The sequence below is a fragment of the Massilia aurea genome (assembly GCF_024753205.1).
GTDB lineage: Bacteria > Pseudomonadota > Gammaproteobacteria > Burkholderiales > Burkholderiaceae_D > Telluria > Telluria aurea.
Genome location: NZ_JANUGZ010000003.1, coordinates 657,126 through 678,773 on the forward strand (window position 1 = coordinate 657,126; position 21,648 = coordinate 678,773).

Annotated in this window: 17 protein-coding genes; 4 read left to right on the plus strand and 13 right to left on the minus strand. The window is 64.7% G+C overall.

The features are described from left to right. Positions 1 to 44 precede the first annotated feature (44 nt). The gene (locus NX775_RS13490; protein WP_258836472.1) at positions 45 to 323 is read left to right on the plus strand and encodes a type II toxin-antitoxin system RelE/ParE family toxin; all 279 of its coding nucleotides are present in this window, start codon (positions 45 to 47) and stop codon (positions 321 to 323) included. 14 nt (positions 324 to 337) lie between these two features. Continuing rightward, entirely contained in the window at positions 338 to 613 is a 276-nt protein-coding gene (locus tag NX775_RS13495; protein WP_258836473.1) for a HigA family addiction module antitoxin, read from the plus strand. 46 nt (positions 614 to 659) lie between these two features. Here NX775_RS13495 and NX775_RS13500 read toward each other — a convergent pair whose 3' ends face one another. From NX775_RS13500 to NX775_RS13560, 13 genes are all read right to left on the minus strand, one after another. Beyond that, entirely contained in the window at positions 660 to 1,523 is an 864-nt protein-coding gene (locus NX775_RS13500; protein WP_258836474.1) for a MipA/OmpV family protein, read from the minus strand. Positions 1,524 to 1,624: 101 nt separating this feature from the next. Further along, positions 1,625 to 2,698, minus strand: a complete 1,074-nt coding sequence (locus NX775_RS13505) for a S1/P1 nuclease (RefSeq protein ID WP_258836475.1) — start codon at positions 2,696 to 2,698, stop codon at positions 1,625 to 1,627. A 16-nt stretch (positions 2,699 to 2,714) separates the two neighbouring features. Continuing rightward, positions 2,715 to 4,400: a bifunctional metallophosphatase/5'-nucleotidase gene (locus NX775_RS13510; protein ID WP_258836476.1), complete on the minus strand. Its 1,686-nt coding sequence runs from the start codon at positions 4,398 to 4,400 to the stop codon at positions 2,715 to 2,717. Positions 4,401 to 4,599: 199 nt separating this feature from the next. After that, a complete protein-coding gene (locus NX775_RS13515; protein WP_258836477.1) occupies positions 4,600 to 8,016 on the minus strand; it encodes a TonB-dependent receptor in 3,417 nt (1,138 codons plus the stop codon). A gap of 511 nt (positions 8,017 to 8,527) precedes the next feature. Continuing rightward, on the minus strand, positions 8,528 to 10,021 hold the full coding sequence (locus tag NX775_RS13520) for an amidohydrolase family protein (protein ID WP_258836478.1): 1,494 nt from the start codon (positions 10,019 to 10,021) through the stop codon (positions 8,528 to 8,530). Positions 10,022 to 10,049: 28 nt separating this feature from the next. Then, positions 10,050 to 10,322 carry a hypothetical protein gene (locus NX775_RS13525; protein WP_258836479.1) on the minus strand — a complete coding sequence of 91 codons (273 nt, stop codon included), beginning with the start codon at positions 10,320 to 10,322 and terminating at the stop codon, positions 10,050 to 10,052. Positions 10,323 to 10,340: 18 nt separating this feature from the next. Further along, entirely contained in the window at positions 10,341 to 11,645 is a 1,305-nt protein-coding gene (gene guaD / locus NX775_RS13530) for a guanine deaminase (RefSeq protein WP_258836480.1), read from the minus strand. Continuing rightward, positions 11,645 to 12,637, minus strand: coding sequence for a xanthine dehydrogenase accessory protein XdhC (gene xdhC, locus NX775_RS13535; protein ID WP_258836765.1), 993 nt, complete (start codon positions 12,635 to 12,637; stop codon positions 11,645 to 11,647). Before xdhC ends, guaD begins: the two co-directional genes overlap by 1 nt. Before the next feature lie 2 nt (positions 12,638 to 12,639). After that, positions 12,640 to 14,973 carry a xanthine dehydrogenase molybdopterin binding subunit gene (gene xdhB, locus NX775_RS13540; protein WP_258836481.1) on the minus strand — a complete coding sequence of 778 codons (2,334 nt, stop codon included), beginning with the start codon at positions 14,971 to 14,973 and terminating at the stop codon, positions 12,640 to 12,642. 10 nt (positions 14,974 to 14,983) lie between these two features. Beyond that, positions 14,984 to 16,453, minus strand: a complete 1,470-nt coding sequence (xdhA, locus tag NX775_RS13545; protein ID WP_258836482.1) for a xanthine dehydrogenase small subunit — start codon at positions 16,451 to 16,453, stop codon at positions 14,984 to 14,986. 204 nt (positions 16,454 to 16,657) lie between these two features. Beyond that, positions 16,658 to 17,611, minus strand: coding sequence for an allantoinase PuuE (gene puuE / locus NX775_RS13550; RefSeq protein ID WP_258836483.1), 954 nt, complete (start codon positions 17,609 to 17,611; stop codon positions 16,658 to 16,660). An 85-nt stretch (positions 17,612 to 17,696) separates the two neighbouring features. Beyond that, positions 17,697 to 18,869, minus strand: a complete 1,173-nt coding sequence (locus tag NX775_RS13555; protein WP_258836484.1) for a sigma-54-dependent transcriptional regulator family protein — start codon at positions 18,867 to 18,869, stop codon at positions 17,697 to 17,699. Then, on the minus strand, positions 18,869 to 19,240 hold the full coding sequence (locus NX775_RS13560; RefSeq protein ID WP_258836485.1) for a response regulator: 372 nt from the start codon (positions 19,238 to 19,240) through the stop codon (positions 18,869 to 18,871). Before NX775_RS13560 ends, NX775_RS13555 begins: the two co-directional genes overlap by 1 nt. Positions 19,241 to 19,462: 222 nt before the next feature. Here NX775_RS13560 and uraH point away from each other — a divergent pair, with 222 nt between their 5' ends. Next, positions 19,463 to 19,816 carry a hydroxyisourate hydrolase gene (gene uraH, locus NX775_RS13565; protein WP_258836486.1) on the plus strand — a complete coding sequence of 118 codons (354 nt, stop codon included), beginning with the start codon at positions 19,463 to 19,465 and terminating at the stop codon, positions 19,814 to 19,816. 1 nt (position 19,817) lies between these two features. Then, on the plus strand, positions 19,818 to 21,569 hold the full coding sequence (locus tag NX775_RS13570) for a DUF4153 domain-containing protein (RefSeq protein ID WP_258836487.1): 1,752 nt from the start codon (positions 19,818 to 19,820) through the stop codon (positions 21,567 to 21,569). The last annotated feature ends 79 nt before the right edge of the window (positions 21,570 to 21,648 follow it).

Sequence of the window (21,648 nt, forward strand, 5' to 3'; positions counted from 1 at the left end):
GAAAGTGATTGTATCTTGTAGCGATACAGGATACTATAAATTGCATGATCAGGACCTTCAGGCACAAAGGGTTGCAACGCTACTTCGAGACCGGAAGCAAAGCCGGGATCCAGGCTTCGCACGCAGCAAGACTGCGCCTTCAATTGGCCGCCCTTGATCAGGCAACCCGGCCGGAAGACTTGTCGGCGCCGGCATGGGCACTTCACCCACTGAAAGGCGATCTCAAGGGGCATTGGGCCGTGACAGTCAGCGGTAACTGGCGAATGATTTTTGCATTCGATGGCACCGACGCCATCCTCGTTGACTACCTTGATTACCACTAACTTTAGGAGAAAAAATGACTCGTATGCATAATCCGCCGCATCCGGGAGAGGTGCTTCGAGAGTACCTGGGAGAGATGACGATCACAGAGGCGGCGGCGCGGCTGGGAGTCAGCCGTGTCATCTTGCAGCGTGTTGTCAACGGCGCAGCAGGTGTATCGCCCGATATGGCCTACCGGCTCGGCAGCGCACTGAATACCAGCCCCGAACTTTGGGCAGGCATGCAGCTGCAATACGATTTATACCAGGCCGGAAAAATCGAACGGACCAACGTCCAGCGCATTGCAGCGTAAGACGTGCACCACACATTCACCAAACACCGGCCTTGCGCGCGTTACGTCATGGCGTGACCGGATCGACCGGCTCGAAGCCCGCCGCGCGCCGGCTCGAGCGCGCCAGCGTCCAGGCAAAGCCGATGCCGGCCGACGTGCCCGAATTCTTCAGATGCAGCGGGCTGTCGCGGTTGGCGCTGCCGGCGTACGACTCGTAGCGCACGTAGCCGAACAGGCGCACGTCGGGATTGAGCTGGCGCGTCGCAAACAGCCCCACGCGCGCTAGTACCAGGCCGGCGTCGGCGCTGTAGGCATCGCGGCTGGCGGTTGCATACTGCGGCGCGACCTCATAGAAATAGCGGTTGATGCGCTTGTCACCGAACACCACCGACGTATTCGCTTCGAACGACCACAGGCCGCGCTCGCCGCGCGTCTCGTAGGCCAGCTTCGGCTCGAACGTCCAGCCCTGGCGGCGCAGGCCGCCCCGCGCTTCAATCACGGCGCGCAGTGGCAGTTCGGCACGCAATCGGCTCGTCGCGTCGATATCGGCCACGCGGATTTTCAATCGCGGACCGAATTCGAACAGCGCGCCCAGATCCGGCATGCCGGCACGTGCCTCGACGTCGTCGGAGTCGGACGGCAAGGCGCCTGACAAGCCGACGTCGAATTCAAGCCGATCGGAGCGGAACAGGCGCGCACCGATACCCGACTGGTCGGCGCGCAGCACTTCCCCGCGATAGAGCAGAAACGGAATGGGCAGGATACGGGCGGTACGGTCGTCGGCGCCGGGATACGCCGGCGTGCTCAGGGCAGCGGCGCCAAGGCCGAATTCCCACAGCGGCAGGCTGGCGCCCGCTGGCGATTGTGCGTGAGCGTGGAGTGCGGGGAACAGGCAGGCTGCCGCGATGGCAGCCTTCAATGGAACATGCATGGGGCCTCGGGAGTCTGATCGGGGGATGACCGGATTCTATCCGAGGCCGTGCCAAAAGTGCACCGCGCGCGCGAACAATCCGCGCGCTGCATACCGTGGGCTTACGGCCAGATCGCCTGCAGCATCGCGGCCAGGTTGTACCCGCCCTTGATCAGCTGGGTCTTGGCGATTTCGGAGCTCGGCACCGGATAGTTGGCCGGCACTTCGAGCGCGAAGGTGTAGTAGGTCTCGCCCTTCTTGCCCGTCTGCGGCGTCAGCTTGCCCGGCACCACGTCGGCATACGCCAGCTTGGCGGATTTGAGGCCGTCTTCCACCCACTGCACGGGCCAGGTCGCCACGTCGCCTTTGGCTTTCGCGACCAGCGGCGCGCTGGCGATCGCCACGTCCGCGAACTGCTCCGGCGTGCGCGTCTTGATGCGGCGGAAGGCGTAGTCGACCGTCGTGCTGTCCCAGTACGAGTGGAACGGCTTGGTCAGCGCCTTGGGCACGCCTTCCTTGACGACGACCGGCGCATCGCCCGCTTCTGCAGCAGGAATCACCCCTTTCGACAGCGCTGCCAGTTTCTCGTCATCGAGCAGCAGGTTGTTGCCGCCGCGCGAATCGAACACGAGCGCGTCGTCGATCTCGGCGCGCGATTTCGGCACGATGAACTTGCCGTCCTTGCTGACGAACGCCGAACCGACGTGCAGCGGCTGGTGGATGTCGCCGGCAAAGTGCGCCAGCAGGATCAGGGCCTGGCGCTTGGTGAATTTGTGAGGGTTCAGCGCGGGATCGGTCTTGCCCTGCAAGACAGCGATGCACTGCTCCAGCGTCTGCACGATGTCGACATCGCTCGTGCCCACGCCATGCTCGTGATAGTGATCGAGCTGGAACGGCACGTTGGTGTAGTGGTATTCGCTGTGGCGCGGATTGCCTTCGACGTATTCCACCATCTCGGGCGTCTGCGGGCCGCAGTACGTGCCCTTGACGCAGTCAGCCCAGTTGGCGACCGACGCCAGCGATTCACCCGGTTGCAACAGCAGCGCGATCTGCTTTTGCGCGTTGGTCCCCTTGAGCAGCTTGTCGGCGATCGAGCCGACAGCGCGGTGGCCGTCGCGGCCCCAGGCGGCGGCGTCCGATGCGCCCAGTAATCCAAAGGCGCCGGTCAGCGCCAGCACGCATGCGAGTTTTTTCATGATGGTTTTGATGTACTTAATTGAGGCGCACGATGCGCGGGGTAGCCGGGGCCAGCGCGGCGCCCTGCCCTTCGAGTTTTTTCAGGTAGGCGATGAAGCCGTCCAGGTCGCGCAGGCCGGTATCGATGCGCTGCGTGCCCAGTGCGAATTCCGGATAGCCATCGCTGCCTTCGGCCAGGAAGTTATTCAGCGCCAGGCGATACGTTGCGGTATCAACCAGCGGCTTGCCATCGAGCTTGATGCTGCCCGGTACCAGGCGGGTGCCGGCCGGCCGCTTCGCGTCCCACGTGTAGGTGAAGTTTTGCGAGACCTGCAGCACGCTGGACGTCACGTTCGGGCCTTCGGGCCACTGGCGTTCGAGCAGGTTGCGGATCTGCGCGCCGGTCATGTTCATTACGACGGTCGTGTTTCCGAACGGAAGCACGGCCTGGGCCTGGCCGAAGTTGACGGTCTTGTCGGCGCCTGCTTCGAGGTCGCGCCGCACGCCACCATTGTTCATGAACGCGAACTGCGCGCCCAGGCTGCGGGCCGAGTCCAGCGCCGCATCGGCAACCAGGTTGCCAAGGGGCGATTCACCCGCGTCGTTATTCTTGCGCAGCAGTGGCGCGGTCGCGATCTTCGCGATCGGGCGCGTCAATGCGGCTTCGCTGCGTTCTTTTACTTGCGCGACATACGCGACGATCTTCGGATCGGCCGGATACTCGCCCGGCTTCATCACCACGTTGGCGACGGTCAGGTTCGAGACCGCGCCGGTGGTCGGTTCGACCTGCATCGACACGCGCGTAAGCAAGTGGCCGGCCGTATCGGCCTGGGTCACGACGCGGCCATCGACGTCGCACAGATAGCCCTGGTGCGAGTGCCCGGTCAGAACCAGCTTGACCGACGGGTCGATCTTCTGGACGACCGGGACGATGTCGCCCGTCAGCTTGCTGCAACCGGTTTGCAACGGCGACTCGACCGTGCGGCCGCCCTGGTGCACGAGGGCCACGATGACCTTGGCGCCAGCCGCGCGCATGGCCGGCAGCGCGTTGTTGATCGCTTCGGCTTCGTCGCCGAACGTCAAGCCCGCGATGCCCGATGCGACGACCATGTTCGGCGTATCGCGCAGCACCACGCCGACCAGGCCGACCTTGATGCCCTTGACGGTTTCGATGGTGAAGCCCGGGATGATCGGCTTGCCGGTGACCTTGTCGATCACGTTCGCGCCCAGGTACGTGAATTTGGCGCCGCCGAAATTCGGGGTCAGCTTGCACGCCTTGGTCGGGTGCGGCGAATCGCAGCCGCCGTTCTGCTGGCGCAGCAGTTCCTTGCGGCCGCCATCGAATTCATGGTTGCCCACCGCGCTCGCGCGCAGGTTCAGCATGTTCATCACTTCGATCGTCGGCTCGTCGGCCCACAGCGACGACAGCGCCGGGCTGGCGCCGACGATGTCGCCGGTCGAGACGAGCAGCAACTCCTTGTCTTCCTTGCGCCAGGCCTGCAGGGCTGCAGCCACGGCTTCGGCGCCGCCGGCGCGCATGACCTGGTCCTTGCCGTCGGCGCCCTTGAGCACGTAGCGGCTTGGTTCCAGATTGCCGTGGAAGTCATTGAGCGACACGAGGTTGATGGTGACCGGGCCCTGGGGCGCGGTCACGCAGCCGGCCAGCAGCAGCGCAACGGTGAGTGTGGACAGACGGGCGCTTGCGCGACGCGAGACGATCATGAAAAACACCTTTTATGGAATCGGGCCGGGGTGGCCGGCGCTCGAACAGCGGGGGCTTGGATAAGCGCAACAGCAGGCATTATCCCATGCCGCCTGTGCGCAGGAAATCCTTACAGCAGCAGGGCTGCCGACTTTTTTGATGAAAAAAACGGCCGGTGTTTCCACCGGCCGTTTTGGCTACGTCATTGAACCCAAGTACTTAGAATTCGTACTTGACGGTTGCCTGGATGGCCCACTGCGACTCGCCCTTGGCCTGACGCAGATCCTGCGATTCGACCTGTGGACGCACTGCGTACACATAACGTCCCTGCGCATCGATACCTGCGTAGTCAACGAAGCTGCGCGCCGTGCCGCCGTTACCCTGGAATGGCACTTCATAGATACGGCCCCACTTCTTGTTCAGCAGATTGCCGAAGTTCAAGATGTCGAGCGAGAAGGTACCCTTGTTACGTTCGAAGATGCCCGGGATTTCCTGGCTGATGCGCACGTCGAAGCTGTTGGTCCACTTGGCAAAGCTGCCGTTGCGTTTCACGCTGCCACCAGCGGCGTTCTTGAGCTGGTCGTTCGAATTGACGATATCCCAGAACTTCTGCTCGTTCGCCTTGTTGGTCGCGGTGTCGCCGTAGAACACGACTTCGCCAGAACCGAACGCGGTCGGGATGTACATCAGGTCATTGCCGGCCAGATTGTCGCCGTTCATGTCGTTGTTGAACGTCCAGCTGTACGGCTTGCCTTCACGGCCTTCGTAGAAGATGCCCAGACGGGTGTTGTATTCGCCGAAGAATTTCTTCTGGAAGTTCATCAACGCGCTGACACGGTTCTTCACCAGATAGCTCGAGTTGGCAGTGACTTCTTCGTTCGGGTTGAACACCGAGCGGCCGGAATAGTTCGAGCTCGAGGTCGACGAGGTCAGTGGCGACACTTCGGTCGCATCGGTGTAGCTGTAAGCAACCGACCAGCCAAAGCCCTTGGTCAACGGACGCGACAGCGACAGGGTGACGATGTTCGCATCACCCTTGTCGGTGCCCTTGGCCAGCAGCACATTGTTGTAGCTCAGGTTGCTCAGAGCGCGCGACGTCACGCAGCCCGTACGGGTCGAGACGGTGCCGTTGGCAACGCTGAAGCAGCTGGCGTCGCGGCCACCGGCGTTCCAGAACAGTTGACGACCATCCGAACCGGTCGCAGTTGCGGGGCCCAGATTCAGGTTTTCGTAGTAGATGCTGTCTTTGTTCTTGGTGTACAGGTACTCCGCACCAAAGACAACGCCATACCATGGCAGTTCAGTGTCGAACGCCACGTTGGCCTTCCAGATCGACGGCTGCTTGAAGCTTGGATCGAGAATGTCGACGTTGGCCGCAGGGGTCACGCCTGGCACGTTAGGCTGGTTGTTCGGATTGATGCTGAACAGGCCATCGGCGGTCGGGCAGTTGACAGCAGCGGTCGTCGAGCAGCTCACGAAGCGCGTTGCAACGCCCGGGTTCGAGAACGGATTCGACATCCACACCGTTGCTGCCGCGCCCTGGAACAGGCCGAAGCCGCCGCGCAGCTGGGTTGGCCGTGGCGCGTTGCTGAAGCGGTAGTTGAAGCCAACGCGCGGCTGGATCAGGTCCTGACCATCGATGGTGCGGGTGTTGTCGTAGCCGAAGCCGCCGCGCTGGCGTACGTTGGTTGCCGGGTTGCCTGCGATGACAGCCTGAGCCACGGCAGCATTGGCCAGAGGACGCCCGCCAACGTCGTTGCGGTCATAGCGCACGCCGTAGGTCACGGTCAGGTCTTCACTGACGGTCCAGGTGTCTTGCAGGAACAGACCGGTGTTCTTGACTTCGAACTGGGCGATCGCATTGTTCAGCGAGCCGCCGGCGACTGGCGTCTGCACATTGTAGAAGCTCGGACGACCGCGGCGGAAGTTCTCCAGCACGGCTGCTTCAAGCGTTGCCTGGCTTGCGGTCGAGCAGTTCGGCAGCGCGCCGAAACCGTAGAACGTGGCACTGGTGCTGGCGATACATCCGAAGGTGTACTGGCCATACACGCCCTGCAGGAACGCGTTGTAGACCTTGTTCTTGGTCTGGTCGACGCCGCCCTTGATTTCGTGGTCGCCCACGATCCAGTTGGCGCCGGCGTAGAAGTCCTTGGTGTCGGTGCGCAGCACGTTGTTTTGACGGCTGTATTCGGTACCGAAGTTCAGGAAACGGTTACCAGTCGGCACGCCGGCTGGGGCGCCGGCCGGCAGCGCGCCCTGGAACTGCAGCGAGATGGCTGGCATCGCGGTTGCGTTCTGCGGGATCGAATCGTAATCGCGGGTCGAGAAGCGCAGTTCGGTCGAGAAGTTCGGGGTCCAGTCCGAGAACAGCTGGGCCACGACGGTCTCGATCGACTTGCCCTGATTGTAGAAGCCCGACGACAGGCCGACGCCGGTTGCCGAGAAGCCCGGGTAGAACGGCTCGTTCTGCTCGGTCTTCGCGTAGCGCAGGTTGGCGCGGTGTTCGTCAGTAATATTCCAGTCGAACTTCACCATGCGCTCTTTCGAGGTCAGCATGGAACCGGCAGGCACTTCCGTGCTGCCGATGTTGGTGCCATAGGTCGTCTGAGCGATGTTCTGGGCAGCAGTGATGGCCGACTGGGTAATGCCGACGGTGGTACCAGCACCGCTGCCAATCGGACCAAAGGCAGGGCTCGAACGCGAACTTTCGAAGTTCTCGGCCAGCGCGTAGATGAACAGCTTGTCCTGGATCAGCGGGCCGCTGGCCCAGATACCCTTGGTCGTTTCCTTGGACTTCGGCGCATCGCTATAGGTGTCGTCCGTCGGGTTGTAACGGTCGCCCGACATGGTGTCATTGCGGAACACATAGTACAAACCACCCTTGTAGGTGTTGGTACCCGACTTGGTTACGGCGTTGATGTTGCCGCCGGTATAGCCTTTTTGGGTGACATCGTAGTTGGCGACGTTGACCTGCACCGACTGGATCGCTTCGATCGAAATCGGCTGGCGCGCGGTCGGGCTGCCGTTCGCTTCCAGGCCGAAGGTGTCGTTGATCGCGACGCCGTCGATGGTCAGCGAGTTGTAGCGCGAGTTCTGGCCGGCGACCGAGATTTCGCCGCGTTCCTTGTCGGTCTGCGACACACGGGGGTCAGCGCGGGCATAGTCCTGCAAGTTGCGGTTGATCGACGCCTGGGTCTGCAGCTGGGTATTGCTGATCGCGGTACCCGCACCCATGTTGTTGTTCGAGAAGATCTCCGAACGCTGTGCGGTGCCAGCGATCGTCACGGTCTGCACGCCCAGGGTAGCGTCGACTTCGGCGGTCTGCGCCAGATCGAGGAAGACGTTGTTGCGGGTTTGGGTGATGCCGTCTTTGGTGATAGTGATGGTGTAAGGACCACCCACGCGCAGGCCACGTGCAACGTAGCGGCCTTCAGCGTCGGTTACGACATTGCTGACAGAACCCGACTCGGTGTGCAGGATCTGCACTTGCGCACCGGCAGCCGGCTGACCCGAGACGTTCGAGATACGGCCACCGACGGCCGAAGTGGTGTTCTGTGCGAACGACGGCGAAGCCGCCAACGCAACTGACAAAGCCAGCGCCAACTTGGTGAGCCGGATCTGCTGCTGAGTGATCATTGATTACCCCAAAAAGAACTTCAAAGTTGTTTGTTGGACGTCCGACGGACGTCCTCCCCTGCTTTACTGCTTGTTGTATTCGTCGTGCCGCGCCAGTGATTCAGCCGGCAAGCGGCTGCGATTGTATCGGTACAATGTTTCAACAAAATGACACGATCTGTGGTTTGATTTACACCAGAATTGCGCCAATATGCATCAGCGTTTTCAGCCCGACAAATTCAATTTGGCTTGGCTATTCAGAGCTTTCTCGTATAAATCACCCCGCCGGCGTTGTCGTTACGCGACAGAAATCGTGTCATTTGGCGCGCTTTATGACATGGCGGAATTATATGCGTGGCATTCCACGGCGAAATTTTTTCGGCAAAAAATCAGTAGAACCAGCGGTGCAACACAGAATTGTGTAGCGAGAAGACGACAAACCTTTCTTCTCGGTTAACTTAGTGCCGAAAAGTCGAAGGTTGTTTATGACAGGCAGGCGATCCGGCGGGCGCCGGATCGGGGATGACACACTTTATTTCGCGCGCGCAGTCTGGGTCGCCATGGCAGCGACCTGCGCCTCGAATCGGGCGTAACGCCCGTCGAGCTGTTTTGTTAAGCGTTGCTTTTCTGCCACAGACAGGAAGGCGTAGCGGATGCTGTTGTACGACGCCTTCTTGATTTCCGCGTAAGTAGGCTTGAACTGGCTGGCAAATTGCATGTACTCGTGCGACAGCGTGTGACGGGTCACGCCGGCGTCGTCAGTCGAAATCACGTAGGGCACGCCATACTTGCGGTACAGGTGGATCGGATGATCCGCGCCTGCCACGCCGCTGATGAACGCGTTTGAGGTCAGGTTGATCTCGACCGGAATATCCTTCTCGCGCATCGTCTTGATGATGGCCGGTGCATTGGCTTCATGCGCCAGGTCCAGGCCATGGCCGATGCGGTCGGCGCCGGCAATGCCCAGGGCGCTGTCGATGTGGAACTTCAGGCCTTCGGGCGGCACTTCACCCAGTGCCAGTTCGCCCGCATGCATCGCCACTTTAACGTCCGGATACACCGTTTTCAGGAAGCGGAACATCTTCATGTGCAGCAGGTAGTCGCGCATCGACACGTTCAGGCTTTCCTGGCCGACGATGTTCACGCCGACGATGCGGCCGCCCTTGGCGGCGGCCTTGAAGCTCGACAACATCGCCGAAAACACCTGCGACGGCGCCAGGAGGCGCAGCGTGTAGTTCTGGTAGCGCATCGTGAAGCGCTCGTCGTCGATGCCTTCCGATGCAGCATTGATCTGCGCGACGAAGGTGTCGATCGACGTGTTGTAGGCGGCGTTGGCGTCCAGCGCGGCCAGTTCGGCGCGCAACTGGGCGCCCAGCGCCGCGTCGTCGTTCACGCTGGCGCGGGTGCTGGTGTCGAACGCGGGGTTGGCCACGAACGGCGAGAGCAGGAACATCGTTTCGATGTAGCCGACATTTTCGGCAATGGCGCGCGCCTTGATCTCCTGCAGGCCTTCGCGCAAGTTGTCGTTGGCCACCGGGCCGAAGTAGCCGAAGGTGCCGAAGAACAGGCGGTCCGGCGCGGGCTGGATGGCGACGTGGTTGCTGAAATCCTTGTTCGACCAGCGCTTGACCAGCTCGCGCCAGGTGTTTTCGTCGGCATTGACCTCTGCGCCCGACAGGCAGGTGCGTTCAGCCGCAGGTTTGGCGCGCTGCGCAGCGATCGTCGCCTTGTCGGTCTCGATGCGGTAGGTGGTCTTGTCGATGCAGAAGCCCTGCTTGTCGACGAAATCGACATAGGTCTCGGCATAGATCGCGCCCGAATAATGGTGGTGCAAATCGCCGCCCTTGGGCATCTGCGTGAAGAACATCGTCAGCTCGGACAGGCGCGGCGTGCTGCCCTCGATCAGGCTGGCGTAGTGTCGCGCGGTGGCCGCTTCGTTGGCGGTGACCGATGGCGCCCGGGCCAGGACGGGCGAAGCGACGACGGCCAGCGCCAGCAGCGCACTACCGGGCAAATACTTGTGCATGTGATACTTTCAGGATGGATGGCAAGCGTCAGACTCTAACGCCTTCGCCCAGGGTTGGCAATATTGCAGCTTGGACCGCCGCCGTGACGTCTCTGCCAACCATCACCGCGTGGACGGCACCGGTAACGATCAACGCGTGGAAGGCAGAGCCTTCCACCCTACGCAGGACGCGGTGATGGTTGGCAGCCAGATCACCCCGCACGAGAACGGCGCCGTTATTCGTAGGGTGGACGGCTCCGCCGTCCACGCGGTGGTGGTTGGCAGCCAGATCATCCGGCACGAACACGTCGCCGGCAACCATCAACACAGTCCGGACAAATCAGCGTACATGCAGCAGGCGACCATACGAATACGTCGCGGCTACTGTACGGTCATCCCCCAGCAGCGCCAGCGCGAACAGCAGCTCTTCGAGCGAGTGGCTGTGACTCGTGCGGCGCGCCATCAGCGGCGTGGCTTCGCGGTCCAGCACCACGAAGTCGGCTTCGAGCCCGGGCGCGAAGCTGCCGATCGTGTCGTCCAGTCCCATCGCGCGCGCCGCGCCCAGCGTGGCGAGATAAAACATGCGCAGCGCCGTGAGGTAGCTGCCTTTCATGCGCGCGACCTTGTACGCTTCGTTCATCGTCTGCAGCAGCGAGAATGACGTGCCGGCGCCCACGTCCGTACCCAGCGACAGCAGCATGCCGGCCTTGTCGGCGCGTTCGAAGTCGAACAGGCCGCTGCCCAGGAACAGGTTCGACGTGGGGCACACGGCGGCGGCCGAGCCGGTAGCGGCCATGCGCGCCATATCTTCGTCGTCGAGCCAGATGCAGTGGCCGAACATTGCGCGCGGGCGCATCAGGCCATAGCTGTCGTACACATCGAGATAGCTGCGCGCCTGCGGAAACAGCTCGCCCACCCAGGTGCACTCGTCGCGGTTCTCGGCCACGTGGGTCTGGATGAAGGTGTCCGGGTACGCCGCCGCCAGCTCGCCCGTCAGGCGCAGCTGGGCTTCGGTCGACGTCGGCGCGAAGCGCGGCGTGATCGCATACAGCGCGCGGCCGCGCTTGTGCCAGCGCTTGATCAGCGCTTCGCTCTCGCCAAGCTCACCTTCGAGGTCGCGCAGGAAGTCCGGGCAATTGCGGTCCATCAGCACCTTGCCCGCCACCATGCGCAGGTTGCGCGCTTCGCTCGCGGCAAAGAACGCGTCGACCGATTGCGGGTGCACGGTGCAGTAGACCATGGCCGTGGTGGTCCCGCAGCGCAGCAGCTCGTCGAGGAAAAAGTCGGCCGTCGAGCGGCCGTCTTCATGATCTTCGTAGCGGCGCTCGGTCGGGAAGGTATAGGTCTCGAGCCACGGCAGCAGGCCCGGGGCTGGCGAGGCGATCATGTCGGTCTGCGGGTAATGCAGGTGCGTGTCGATGAAGCCGGGGACGATCAGCTTGCCGCGATAGTCGACGGGTTCGAGGTCCGCCGGCAGCGTTGGCGCGAGCGCGGCGTAGTCGCCGGCGGCCAGGATGCGGCCATCCTCGACGATCAACAGGCCGTCTTCATGAAACAGCGCGGCGCCGTCGTCGAACGCCGGATCGGCGCGAAAGTGCAGCAGGCTGGCGCGATAGGCCTGCACATTGGGTGATGCAGTGGGCATTACAAAAATTCCGGTTGAGGTTCGGGGTGGTGTGCAGCTTCCCACACGGCCAGCAATTGCGCCACACTCGATGCGGCGATCACGGCCGGGGCCTTGCCGGCAATATCGGGCAGGCCGATCGGGCAGACCATATTGGCCAGGCGCGCATCGTCGATGCCGCGCTCACGCAGACGTGCTTCGAACTGGCTGCGCTTGGTGCCTGATCCAATCAGGCCAAACCAGTCGGGCATGGCCGGATGCGCGGGGCGCGCCAGGATCGCGTGGCACAGGCGCAGGTCGAGCGCGTGGCTGTGGGTCATGACGAGAAAGCTCGTGCCGGGCGCGGCGTGTTCTACCAGCGCCTCGGGCGTATCGGTCGCCTCGATCGTCACGTTCGGGGGGATGGATGCCGGGAACATGGCGTCGCGTTCGTCGACCCACGTCACGCGACATGGCAGCTCGGCCAGCGCGCGCACGATGGCGGCGCCCACGTGGCCTGCTCCGAACAGCATCAGGTGCGCGCAAGGCGCCAGGACCGGGTCAAGCAGCCAGCGGCGACCGCCCTCGCCGTCCAGCACCCGGGCTTCGGGTGCGCGTTCAAATGCTGGCGCGTCCGGCGTACCCGCGAGGGGCGCCGCGTCGTCGAACAAGGCCCACTCGCACGCGCCGTCGAGGGCGACGAGGCGCCATGTGTCGACGTTGCGGCGTGCGCGAAGAATCTCGACCTGCGCGGCATCGACGCGTTCGAACGCCAGCCAGGCGACGCCGCCACAGCACTGGCCGAGGCTCGGGCCCAGCGCAAAGCGTTCGAAGCGGCGCGCTTCGCCAAGTTCCAGCATCGTGCGCGCAATCTCCAGCGCGCGGTGTTCGAGATGGCCGCCGCCGATGGTGTCGTCAAAATCGTGCGCGCGCACCAGCATCTTCGCGCCCGGCTCGCGCGGCGCCGAGCCCTTCACGGCCGCTACCGTGACCAGCACGGACGGCACATCGCCCTGGGCGCGCAGCCAGTCCATCGTCACGCGCGCGCGCCGGCGGCGCCCTCGACAAATGCGATCGCATCCAGAATGGCTTCGCTCGTTGCGGGGGCATTTAGTGGTGGATTGACCCGGTGCCCGCCCACGCTCGAGATAGCGTCGCGGATCGCGAAGAAGACCGAGAACGGCAACAGCAGCGGCGGCTCGCCCACGGCCTTGGAGCGGTGGATACTGTCTTCGACGTTGGCGTTGTCGAACAACGCGATGCGGAAATCCTCGGGGCAGTCCGAGACTGCCGGGATTTTGTAGGTCGACGGCGCATGCGTCATCAGCTTGCCGGCCTGGTTCCACCACAGTTCTTCGGTGGTCAGCCACCCCATGCCCTGGATGAAGGCGCCTTCGACCTGGCCGATGTCAATCGCCGGATTGAGCGAGCGGCCGGCATCGTACAGCGCATCCACGCGCAGCAGCTTCCATTCGCCGGTGAGCGTGTCGACCACCACTTCGGACACGGCCGCGCCGTACGCGAAGTACGAAAACGGGCGGCCCGTCATCGTCTTCGGGTCCCAATGCAGGCCCGGCGTGGCATAGAAGCCATCGGACCACAGCTGCACGCGCGCCAGGTAGGCTTTGGCGACGAGCTCCTCGAATGGCAGCGCCAGGCCCGCGACGAACACGGTGCCGGCCGCGAAGCGCACGTCGCTGGCCGCGCCGCCGTACTGCTGCGCCGCGAATTGCGCGAGGCGCGCGCGGATCTTGCCGGCGGCATCCTGCGCGGCCTTGCCGTTCAGGTCCGCGCCGGTCGAGGCGGCGGTGGCCGACGTGTTGGAAACCTTGCTGGTGTTGGTCGCGGTGGCGCGCACGCGACCGAGTTCGACACCCAGCTCGTGCGCCACGACCTGCATCACCTTGGTGTTGATGCCCTGCCCCATCTCGGTGCCGCCGTGGTTGACGAGGATGGAGCCGTCCACATAGACGTGCACCAGCGCGCCGGCCTGGTTCAGGTGCGTGACGTTGAACGCGATCCCGAACTTGAGCGGCGTGAGCGCCAGCCCCTTCTTGAGTACGGGGCTGGTGCGGTTGTAGTCGTCCACGGCCGCGCGCCGCGCGCGGTAATCGCTGCCCGTTTCCAGTTCGGCCACCAGTTCGGGGATCACGTTGTCGACAATCGTCTGGCCATAGGGCGTGACGTTGCACTCCTGCTTTCCGTAGAAATTCAGGCGCCGGATGTCGAGCGCGTCGCGGCCCAGGTTGCGTGCGATCTCATCCAACACGTATTCGATGGCAATGGCGCCCTGCGGACCGCCGAAGCCGCGAAATGCGGTGTTCGATTGCGTGTTGGTCTTGCCGCAGGCGGCGCGAATATCGACGTCGGACAGGTAATACGCATTGTCGAAGTGGCAGACGGCGCGCGTGGCGACAGGCCCGGACAGGTCGGCCGAGTAGCCGGCGCGCGTGACCATGTCGACCCGCGCGGCCAGGATGCGGCCCGCGTCGTCGTAGCCGACTTCGTACTCGTAATGGAAGCAGTGGCGCTTGCCGGTGACGAGCATGTCGTCGTCGCGGTCGGCGCGCAGCTTGACGGGGTGGCCCGTACGCACTGCGGCGATGGCGGCCGCCGCGGCCCACAGCGCGGACTGCGATTCTTTGCCACCAAAGCCGCCGCCCATGCGGCGGCACTCGACCGTCACGTGGTGCGAATGCAGGCCGAGCGCATGGGCGATCACGTGCTGCATCTCGCTCGGGTGCTGGGTCGACGAGTACACGTGCATGCCGCGGTCTTCGCCGGGAATCGCATACGCGATCTGGCCTTCAAGGTAGAACTGCTCTTGCCCGCCCACGTACAGCTGGCCCTTGACCGTGTGCGGCGCGCGCGCGAACGCTGCTTCGGCGTCGCCACGCGTCAGGCGCATGGGCGGCAGCACGTACGATTGCGCAGCGCGCGCTGCCTGCGGGGTCAGGATCGCCGGCAGGTCCTCGTACGTCACCTGCGCCAGGCGCGCGGCGCGCCGTGCGTTGTCGTGGCTGTCGGCGACGACGATGAAGATTGGCTGGCCCACGTACTGCACGAGGCCATCGGCCAGGATCGGGTCGTCGTGGATGATCGGACCGCAATCGTTCAGGCCCGGGATGTCGGTCACGGTCAGCACGGCGACCACGCCGGCGCTGGCCCGCACCGGCGCCAGGTCGATGGCGGTGATGTGCGCATGCGCATGCGACGACAGGCCGAGCGCCGCATGCAGCGTGCCGGCCAGCTCGGCGATATCGTCGGTGAAGGTGGCGCCGCCGCGCACGTGCAGCTCGCTCGACTCGTGCTTGCGCGCGCGGCCCACTTCGGCCCAGGCGTCCAGGTTCTTGATGCCGCCGTCGTTCATGGTCGTCTCCTCAGGCGCCGGCAAAGGCATTGACTGCCTGCGCGGGCAGCGGGTCGTGCAGGCGCGTCTCGAGCCAGAAGCGGCGCAGCAGGTTCTGCGCTGTGCGCATCCGGTAGCTGCTGGAAGCCCTTGCGTCAGTGAGCGGCGCATAGTCGCGGCCCAGCGCCGCCATCGCCGTGGTCAAGACGGCTTCGGTCCATCGCTGGCCGAGCAGCGCGGCTTCGGCCTGCGCGGCGCGCTGTGGCATTGCGGCCATGCCGCCAAACGCGATGCGGGCGTCGACGATCGTCTCGCCGTCGAGCACGATGGCAAACGCCGCGCACACGGCCGAGATGTCCTGATCGAAGCGCTTGGCCAGTTTATAGGTGCGAAAGCGCAGGCCCGGACGCGACTGCGGCAGCGGCACGCGCACGGCCTGGACGAATTCACCGGGCCGCAAATCCTTCTTCTGGTAGCCCAGGTAAAAGTCGTCCAGCGCCAGCACGCGCGTACCGGTGCTGCTGGCCAGGACCACCTGGCTGCCCAGCGCAATCATCCACGGCATCGAGTCGCCAATGGGCGAACCGTTGGCCACGTTGCCGCCTAGCGTGCCCGCATGGCGGATCGGCAGCGACGCGAAGCGCTGCCAGAGCTCCGTCAGTTCAGCGGGATAGCGCGCCGCCAGTGCCTGGTAGGCGTCCTGCAACGAAACGCCGGCGCCGATCTCCAGCATGCCGCCCTGTTCGTGCATCGTTTTAAGTTCGGCGACCTGGCCGAGATAGATCACGTCGCCCAGCTCGCGCAGGTGCTTGGTGACCCACAGCCCAACGTCGGTCGAACCGGCCAGCAGCACGGCAGCCGGATGGTCGGCGCGCAGCGCCGCCAGCTCGGCCACGGTGCGCGGCACGTGGAAGTGCTGTCCATGCGCGGCGTACGTGAAGCCGTGGCTGCGCTGCAGCGCGCGCAGGCGCTCGGCCAGTGCAGCGCGGTCGAAGGCGACCGGCGGCAGTTCGACCATGCGGCGCGCGGCGTCGATGATCGGGCGGTAGCCGGTGCAGCGGCACAGGTTGCCGGATAGCGCATCGTTGATCTGGCAGCGCGATGGCGCGCGCCCTTCCTGCTTCAGGTACATGCCAAACAGCGACATCGCAAACCCCGGCGTGCAAAAGCCGCATTGCGAGCCGTGGCATTCGACCAGCGCCTGCTGCACGGGATGGGGCGCGCCGTCGGGCTGCGCCAGGTCTTCCACCGTGAACAGCGCCTTGCCGTCGAGCGTCGGCGTGAACTGGATGCAGGCGTTCACCGCGCGCAGTGCCAGTTCGCCATCTTCCAGCGAACCGATCACGACGGTGCAGGCGCCGCAATCGCCCTCGGCGCAACCTTCCTTGGTGCCGGTGCAGCGCAAGTCCTCCCGCAGGTGCTGCAGGATGGTTTGCGTGGGCTTCACGTCGCGTAGTTCGCGCAGCTGGCCCTGGTAGAGGAATCGGATCGGTTCTGACATGCCTGTCTTTGGTGAGTGGATTGCTGGACGCCAAAGGCGGAAGGCTACCATTCAGCGCCCGCCAACCTATAACCAATATGTGATATCGCTCATATCGAAAAGCATATACGTAGGGTGGACGGCTATGCCGTCCACGCGTCCGACTTGCCGTCGCACACCACAGAGCATGGTTGGTTTGAACGCGTGGGCGGAAATCCGCCCACCCTACTTGTGGTCAAGGCAAGGATGCACGATTTTCCAGTGATTGGCGATATCGATGCGCCGCGTGACCCAGACCTTGTCGTGCCGGCCCACATAATCGAGGAAGCGCGCCAGCGCCGCCGTGCGGCCCGGGCGGCCCGCCAGGCGGCAATGCAGACCGACCGACAGCATCTTGGGCTGGTTCAGGCCATCCGGATCGCCCTCGGCGTACAGCACGTCGAACGCATCCTTCAGGTAATCAAAGAACTGCGTGCCCGAATTGAAACCGCCGGCCGAGGCGAAGCGCATGTCGTTGGTGTCGAGCGTGTACGGCACCACCAGGTGCGGCGTGCGGCGCACCAAGCCGTCCGGCCCGGCCGCGTCGACCTGCTGCCAGAACGGCAGGTCGTCACCGTAATGGTCGGCGTCGTAGGCAAAGCCACCATGCTCGACCACGAGGCGGCGCGTGTTGGGCGAGTCGCGCCCCGTGTACCAGCCCTGCGGCGGCGCCCCCGTCAGGTCGCGGAAAATCGCCACGGCTTCGCGCAGGTGGGCGCGCTCGGTGGCTTCGTCAACGTTCTGGTACGAGATCCAGCGCAGGCCGTGGCAGGCGATCTCGTGCCCCAGTTCCTGGAACGCGGCCACTGCCTCGGGATGGCGCGCCAGCGCCTGCGCCACGCCGAACACGGTCAGCGGCAGCTTGCGGTCCTCGAACAGGCGCAGCAGGCGCCACAGGCCGGCGCGCGAGCCGTATTCGTAGAGCGACTCCATGCTCATGTGGCGCGCGGGAAAGGCGCTGGCGCCGACGATCTCGGAAAGAAAAGTTTCGGACGCCGCATCGCCATGCAGCACATTGTTCTCGGCGCCTTCTTCGTAGTTGAGCACGAACTGCAGCGCGATGCGCGCCGCGCCCGGCCATTGCGGATGAGGCGGCGTGCGGCCGTAGCCGGCCAGGTCGCGCGGGTAGGAGGTCGGCATGAGCATTCCAGAGGGAGTTTGTCCACTTACATCGTGCCATGCCATGCCCGCAGCAGTCCAGTGTGGATGCCCGGTCTGTCGTTCTCTACGTCACTCGCAACGATTCAACCACCGGTCCCGGGCGCACCCGGCCATCGATGCAGCGTTCCTTGAGCACAGTGCGCCCGCGCTCCCCAACCGCCCCGACCTCGACGACCAGCGTCGAGCCGGGCGCTGCCTTCTGCAGGGTCGACAGAAAGCCACCGAGCAGGCGGCGCGTCAGCGCCTGCTGATCGTCCAGCACTCTCACGCGTTCGGCGGCGCCCCACTCGAACTGCACGCCTGTCAACCGCGCTTCGGTGGCAAGCAGGTCGAGCAGGTCCTGCACGATGTCCGCAAGCGACAAAGGCTCGGGCTGGGCCGTGCCAGTGCGCTCGAGCGCCAGCAACCGCCAGGTGCGCGCCTGGCGGGCGAACTGCGCACTCATCGCCTTGGAAGTCTGCACCATGGAGGTGACGTCGGCGCCGGCAGCGATCCGGCGCGCCGCGACCTCCATGCGCAGACGGGCGCTCGTCAGGCGTTGCAGCATGTCCTGGCGCAGGCGTTCCAGCGTGTGCTCCATCTCCTGGCCGCTGATGCCGGAGAGCCACTTGGCCAGCAACTCGCATTCCACCGCTTCGGTGGCGCAGAACAGGATGTCGCGCACGCGATCGGCCGTGGCCAGCGTCCGCACCGACATGCTCAGCACGCCCATCGGCCCTTGCGGCCCGGTGATCGGTACACCCTGGCACGTGAAGGCATGGAAGCCCTCGATGAAATGCTCGGGGCCCACCAGTTCCACATAGCCGTTCTCGGCGATGGCGGTGCCAACGCCGTTGGCGCCGGCATGCGCTTCATCAAGCAGGGAGCCCGGCCGCGGGAAGTTTTCATCGGCCATGGTCTCAGGATCGCCGGCCAGGCACAGGAGCCGGCCGTCGGTGTCCGCCAGCATCGCCGCGTGCCGGTTCTCACCTGCCGCTTTGGACAAAGCACCGAGAAACGGCGCTGTTGCCGTGATGAGTTCGTGACGCTCTGCGAGCAGCTGCTGTGTATCGTGTTCTCCCAGCAGGTCGGCGCGGCCGAGGCGAGGATTGCACCCACTGGCGCGTGCGCGGTTCCATGCTCTGAGCACGTACGGCCGCAGCGTGTCCGGCGCCAGTTCCTGGTGCTGCACGTAGCGTTCCCACACGGCGCGCACCTGCTCGACATCGGGATGCCGGACGTTGGACAGAAAGAGCATCAGGCCATTCCTGTACCTGGCCCGCGCGCACCTGGCAGCAGGCGCCGCATCAGGCGGACCATCTGGTCGAGCTCGAATGGCTTCGACAACGACTCATCAAAGCCGTCAGCGGTCGATTCAGCGGCCAGGCTCGCCATGGCCGACACCAGCACTGCAGGCGCCGTCAACCCGCAGTCCCGCATCTCCTTGAGGGTCTGCGAGCCGTTCAACCATGGCATGCGATAGTCGAGCATGACCAGATCCGGGCTCAACCCATCACAGATGGCGGCCACGGCTTGCCGCGGGTCGTCGTGCGTTGACACCCGAAAACCTTCAGTTTCAAGGAGCCACGCGACGCTCTCGAGCAAATCCAGCTCGTCGTCTACGATCAATACGTGCCATTTGCCTGTCATCCCTCATGATACACCCGCTCGCCTCACCGGTTCACCGTTCATACCAACAAGCGGTATTGCTGCGCTATGCGTGCGGCCGGCGCAGCCCCGGCAGCGCAGCAGGTTTCGTCACCGACTTCGTTCACGAGAATGCATCTGGCAATGCGGGCACAGGACTTTGTGCGCGTTATGATGAGCTACCAAAAGAACGGGAGGACATCCATGGGCAAACTCACCACCCACGTACTCGACACCGCGCACGGCTGCCCCGGCGCCGGGATCACCGTCGAGCTGTACGCGATCGATGCGGCGGGCCGCACACTGCTCAAGGCCGACGTGACGAACGATGACGGCCGTTGCGCGAGCCCGCTGCTCGAGGCAGCAACGATGCGGCCCGGCCAGTACGAGCTGGTGTTTCATGCTGGAGATTATTACGCGGCGCGCGGCGTGGCCTTGTCCACCCCGCGCTTTCTGGACCGGATCACGCTGGGCTTCGGCATCGCGGCCACGGACCAGAATTACCACGTGCCGCTGGTGATGACGCCCTGGTCGTACTCGACCTACCGGGGCAGCTAGCTTGGCGCCGCAACGGCTCGGCCCCGCCCGCATCGGGATTGGCCTGATTCAGGGCGTGCTGCTCTACCTGCTCTACACGGCGTTGCAGGATACATTATGGCCCGCAACCGCTCCCCTGCTGTTCGCGCCGCTGGTGATGCTCGGCGTGCTGCTGCCGGTGATCCTGATCAGCGCTCTCGGGCATCTGCCGCGCCGCACGCTGGCAGGCTGGGTGAGCGCCGCGGCCCTCGCGATCGTGCTGCTGGCGGTCTACGACATGTGGCGCCGATCGGGCGGCGCCGCAGACATGCGCCCGACCCCGTCCAGCCCCCTGACGGTGTGCCTGGCGGCCGCTTGCTTCATCGCCCACGCGCTGGTGCTCGCCGGCGCGCGCGAGCGCCGGCGCATCGCATCGTACGCCACGTATTTCGACGTGGCCTGGACCCTCGGCTTGCAGCTCGCCTTCAGCGCCCTGTTCGTCGGCGCGACCTGGCTCGTGCTGCAACTGGGTGCATCGCTGTTCGACCTGATCCAGCTCGACTTCCTGAGCCAGGCCATGCGCAAGGCCTGGTTTTCCATTCCCGTTACGGCGTTCGCCTTTGCCAGCGCAATGCACCTGACCGACGTCAAGCCGGCCATCGTGCGCGGGATCCGCAATCTGGTGCACGTGCTGCTGTCGTGGACGCTGCCGGTGCTCACGCTGCTGGTGGGCGGCTTCCTGGCCAGCCTGCCATTTACCGGGCTCGAGCCGCTGTGGGCCACGCGCAGCGCCGCCGGGATGCTGCTGTCGGCGGTGGCCTGCTTTGTAGTGCTGATCAATGCTGCCTGGCAGGATGGCAGCGAGCGCCCGGCGCGCATCATCGCCGTCTCGGCGCGCGTGGCGAGCCTGCTGCTGGCGCCGCTGACGCTGCTCGCCGCCTACGCCCTCGCGCTGCGCGTGCTCGACCATGGGTGGTCGACCAGCCGCGTGATCGCCGCCGCCTGCCTGCTGGTGGCGGTGTGCTATGCCAGCGGCTATGCGGCGGCAGCCCTGCGGCGCGGTTGGCTGCCCACACTGGCTGGCGTCAACATCGCCGCCGCCTTCACGGTGCTCGGCTTGCTGGTACTGTTGCTCTCGCCGCCTGGCGATCCGGGACGCATCGCCGTGGCCAGCCAGCTGGCGCGCCTGGATGCCGGCCGGATCACGTTACGGCAACTGGACGTGGCCTATCTGTGGCAGCACGGCGCGCGCTACGGCCGCGCTGCACTGGCCCGGCTGCAGGGCAGCACCACCGGCCCGGATGCCGCGTGGCTGCAGACCGAACTGGCGCGCCTGCGCCAGCCTGCCCCGGACACCGGCGTCACGAATATGGCCGGGCAGCTGCGCGTGTGGCCGACCGGCGCCACGCTCCCTGCCAGTTTCGTGCAGACCGACTGGCGCCGCACGCAGCAATGGGCGCGCCTGCCCCAGTGCATGCGTAGCCAGAACGCGGTGTGTGACGCATTTGTGCTCGACCTGGGCGGCGACACCAGGCCCGAGGTCGTGGTGGTCGGCGCCGAAGGTGATGGCGGGGCCGTGTTGCACCAGGACGCAGGCGGCGCGTGGGGACTGGCTGCCAGCCTGCCTGTACTGCTCGGCGATTGCACGTCGCTGTTCAACGCCATGCGTGCTGGCCGCTTGCGCGCCGCGCCGCCGGTGCTGGCGGACCTGGAGATCAATGGCCGCCGGATTCCCTTGCAAAGCGAACCCGGGCACCTGGATTGCGGCACGCCACCGGGCAGCGCTACTCGTTAAATTGTCAGCCTGGAATGTGTTCTGATGACCTTGTGTGTCAGTCAGACCACATTCCATCCAGAAATATCTCCGATACTCT

Bases quoted from the DNA above. Each gene is read 5' to 3' on its own strand.
- NX775_RS13505 (WP_258836475.1), bottom strand. From the start codon at position 2,698: ATGAAAAAACTCGCATGCGTGCTGGCGCTGACCGGCGCCTTTGGATTA.
- NX775_RS13555 (WP_258836484.1), bottom strand. From the start codon at position 18,869: ATGCTCTTTCTGTCCAACGTCCGGCATCCCGATGTCGAGCAGGTGCGC.
- xdhA (WP_258836482.1), bottom strand. From the start codon at position 16,453: ATGTCAGAACCGATCCGATTCCTCTACCAGGGCCAGCTGCGCGAACTA.
- xdhC (WP_258836765.1), bottom strand. From the start codon at position 12,637: ATGGACTGGCTGCGCGCCCAGGGCGATGTGCCGTCCGTGCTGGTCACG.
- NX775_RS13510 (WP_258836476.1), bottom strand. From the start codon at position 4,400: ATGATCGTCTCGCGTCGCGCAAGCGCCCGTCTGTCCACACTCACCGTT.
- xdhB (WP_258836481.1), bottom strand. From the start codon at position 14,973: ATGAACGACGGCGGCATCAAGAACCTGGACGCCTGGGCCGAAGTGGGC.
- uraH (WP_258836486.1), top strand. From the start codon at position 19,463: ATGGGCAAACTCACCACCCACGTACTCGACACCGCGCACGGCTGCCCC.
- NX775_RS13520 (WP_258836478.1), bottom strand. From the start codon at position 10,021: ATGCACAAGTATTTGCCCGGTAGTGCGCTGCTGGCGCTGGCCGTCGTC.
- NX775_RS13495 (WP_258836473.1), top strand. From the start codon at position 338: ATGACTCGTATGCATAATCCGCCGCATCCGGGAGAGGTGCTTCGAGAG.
- NX775_RS13500 (WP_258836474.1), bottom strand. From the start codon at position 1,523: ATGCATGTTCCATTGAAGGCTGCCATCGCGGCAGCCTGCCTGTTCCCC.
- NX775_RS13490 (WP_258836472.1), top strand. From the start codon at position 45: ATGATCAGGACCTTCAGGCACAAAGGGTTGCAACGCTACTTCGAGACC.
- NX775_RS13525 (WP_258836479.1), bottom strand. From the start codon at position 10,322: ATGGTTGCCGGCGACGTGTTCGTGCCGGATGATCTGGCTGCCAACCAC.
- NX775_RS13515 (WP_258836477.1), bottom strand. From the start codon at position 8,016: ATGATCACTCAGCAGCAGATCCGGCTCACCAAGTTGGCGCTGGCTTTG.
- guaD (WP_258836480.1), bottom strand. From the start codon at position 11,645: ATGCCCACTGCATCACCCAATGTGCAGGCCTATCGCGCCAGCCTGCTG.
- puuE (WP_258836483.1), bottom strand. From the start codon at position 17,611: ATGCCGACCTCCTACCCGCGCGACCTGGCCGGCTACGGCCGCACGCCG.